This window comes from Idiomarina sp. UBA4206 (genome assembly GCF_002383015.1).
In the GTDB taxonomy this organism is placed as follows: Bacteria; Pseudomonadota; Gammaproteobacteria; order Enterobacterales; family Alteromonadaceae; genus Idiomarina; species Idiomarina abyssalis.
Genome location: NZ_DFTS01000025.1, coordinates 92,643 through 94,995, shown reverse-complemented (window position 1 = coordinate 94,995; position 2,353 = coordinate 92,643). Strand labels below are relative to the sequence as shown.

Sequence of the window (2,353 nt, the reverse complement as noted above, 5' to 3'; positions counted from 1 at the left end):
TCGAATCCCTCCGCCCCTGCCAGTTTCTGACTGGCTATCCTTCCAAAGCTTGAGTAAACTGCACTTATCTGTTTTCAACGGTAATCGTTATGCTTCCTGAATGGACCAGTCAACAACGTACTGCTTTGCAATTGATGGGTATTCCCGTATGGCAAACCAAAAGTGCGACAGCACCTGTATTTTACTACCGACTGGGCCCGCTCTACTTGCAGGGAGCTGTTGAATTGCCGGTTTCCCTTCCTGGCTGGATTAACGATCTTAGTTTGTATTTTGAGCAACGTCCGGTTGCCGTAAAAGCGCCAGTTCAAACGCCAGGCTTGTGTTTTAATTACACCGACTGGCTGGCTAAGCCCCTTTCTACTGAGCAGAAAAAGACGCTTTGGCTGCAGCTGCAAAATGAAGACCGTGAGTACTGAAGACACTAAAATTGAAAGTTTTGAACCCGGTAAACCCGAGTTTGAGGTCGAAAACAAAGCACACAGCCACCCCTGGTCATGGACGGTATTCAGTCAAAGTGTTGGCGAGCATTACCGTTGCAGGCGATTAATGCAAGGTTCACAAGTTATAGGCTTTACTATCTGTCAGCGAGTGGCAGATGAATTGACCTTGCACAACATTGCGGTCGATCCCGCTTTTCAGGGGCGGGGCTATGGTAACAAACTCATGCAGGACTTATTAGACTACGCCTATGACCATCAGTATGTTGTTTTTCTGGAGGTACGCGCATCGAATTCAGCGGCTATTCGCTTATATGAACACAATGGATTTGATACCGTAGGTCGCAGGTTAAACTATTATCCATTGGATGGCGGCAGAGAAGATGCTTTAGTTATGCGCTGGAGCCGTCAACAAGACTAACGGAGTAATTATGCCATCAACGCAACAAGTGCGGGCGTTACAAGCCTTGTCCTTCATGGACTTAACGACATTGAATAATGACGATAACCGCAAGGTCATTGAAGATTTATGCTCACGTGCATCTATCAATGAAAAAAGCGTCGCTGCAGTTTGTGTTTTTCCGGAGTGGGTTGCTTTAGCTAAACAGTTTTTAGAAGAGCAGGGACTTAGCACTAAGGTTGCTACCGTAACAAATTTTCCTGATGGCAGCAGTGACGTTGAGCGGGCAGCCGCTGAGACAGAGCGTGCGATTGCTGCCGGTGCCGATGAAGTGGACGTTGTCCTGCCCTACAGAGCTTTATTAAATGGTGATGAAAGTACGCCAGCCGAGCTGGTAAGAGAATGCAAGGATATTTGCGGTGACTCAATACAATTAAAAGTCATTATCGAATCCGGAGAACTGGAGCAGCACGATAAAATCGTTCTTGCTAGTGAACTTGCAATTGCAAATGGCGCGGACTTTATTAAAACCTCAACGGGCAAAGTTTCAGTGAATGCGACCTTAAAAGCAGCTGAAGCTATGTTAGGAGTAATAAAAGCCAGTCAAACCGACTGCGGGTTTAAAGCTGCCGGAGGTATTCGTACAGTCGACGATGCCGTTCAGTATATTGAATTAGCTGAACAGCTGATGGGTGAAGACTGGGTCACCGCGAGTCATTTCCGCATTGGTGCCAGTAGCTTGTTACAGGACATTCAGAAGATTTTGGTTAAGGCTTAACCGATGTTTTTGCCACAAGAGGTCATTCGTAAAAAGCGAGACGGTATCTTCTTGTCTGCAGCCGATATTCAGGAATTTATTAACGGCATTTGTGACGAGTCGGTCAGTGAAGGCCAAATAGCTGCTCTTGCTATGGCGGTTTACTTTCAGGGAATGTCAGCAGAGGAAAAGAAAGCCCTGACGGTTGCGATGCGTGACTCAGGGGACGTTCTTGACTGGCGACAGCAGGATCTGAATGGCCCTTTACTGGATAAACACTCTACGGGTGGTGTGGGCGATGTGGTCAGCTTCATGCTGGGCCCTATTGTTGCTGCCTGCGGTGGTTACGTCCCGATGATCTCCGGCCGGGGGTTAGGGCATACAGGCGGCACACTCGATAAGTTTGATTCTATCCCCGGATATCAGACGGCTCCCGATAATCAGTTGTTTCGCGATACCGTTAAAAATGCCGGGGTCGCAATTATTGGTCAGACGGGGCGTTTAGCTCCTGCAGACAGTCGTTTTTATGCAACGCGGGATATCAGTGCGACGGTAGAATCAATTCCTCTGATAACGGCCTCGATTCTGGCAAAAAAGCTTGCTGAAGGGTTAGACGGTCTAGTTATGGACGTTAAAGCGGGTAACGGCGCTTTTATGCCCAGCTTTGAGAAGTCAAAAGAACTGGCGCAGAGTCTGGTTACTGTTGGTTGTGAGTTAGGGGTTGAGACCACGGCGCTAATAACGGATATGAATGAAACC

The 2,353-nt window shown here is 47.8% G+C and carries 4 protein-coding genes; all 4 read left to right on the top strand.

The genetic code is table 11. The features are described from left to right. Positions 1–89: 89 nt before the first annotated feature. Entirely contained in the window at positions 90–416 is a 327-nt protein-coding gene (locus tag B3180_RS05740) for a hypothetical protein (RefSeq protein ID WP_054491107.1), read from the top strand. Continuing rightward, on the top strand, positions 397–858 hold the full coding sequence (gene rimI / locus B3180_RS05735; RefSeq protein WP_222235638.1) for a ribosomal protein S18-alanine N-acetyltransferase: 462 nt from the start codon (positions 397–399) through the stop codon (positions 856–858). Before B3180_RS05740 ends, rimI begins: the two co-directional genes overlap by 20 nt. 10 nt (positions 859–868) lie before the next feature. Next, entirely contained in the window at positions 869–1,615 is a 747-nt protein-coding gene (gene deoC / locus B3180_RS05730; protein WP_222235637.1) for a deoxyribose-phosphate aldolase, read from the top strand. Between the two features lie 3 nt (positions 1,616–1,618). Then, positions 1,619–2,353 (top strand): thymidine phosphorylase (locus B3180_RS05725; protein WP_286843477.1); only part of this gene is annotated, 735 nt, incomplete at its 3' end.

Coding starts and splice junctions, on each gene's coding strand:
- B3180_RS05740 (WP_054491107.1), top strand. CDS start 90: ATGCTTCCTGAATGGACCAGTCAACAACGTACTGCTTTGCAATTGATG.
- rimI (WP_222235638.1), top strand. CDS start 397: ATGAAGACCGTGAGTACTGAAGACACTAAAATTGAAAGTTTTGAACCC.
- deoC (WP_222235637.1), top strand. CDS start 869: ATGCCATCAACGCAACAAGTGCGGGCGTTACAAGCCTTGTCCTTCATG.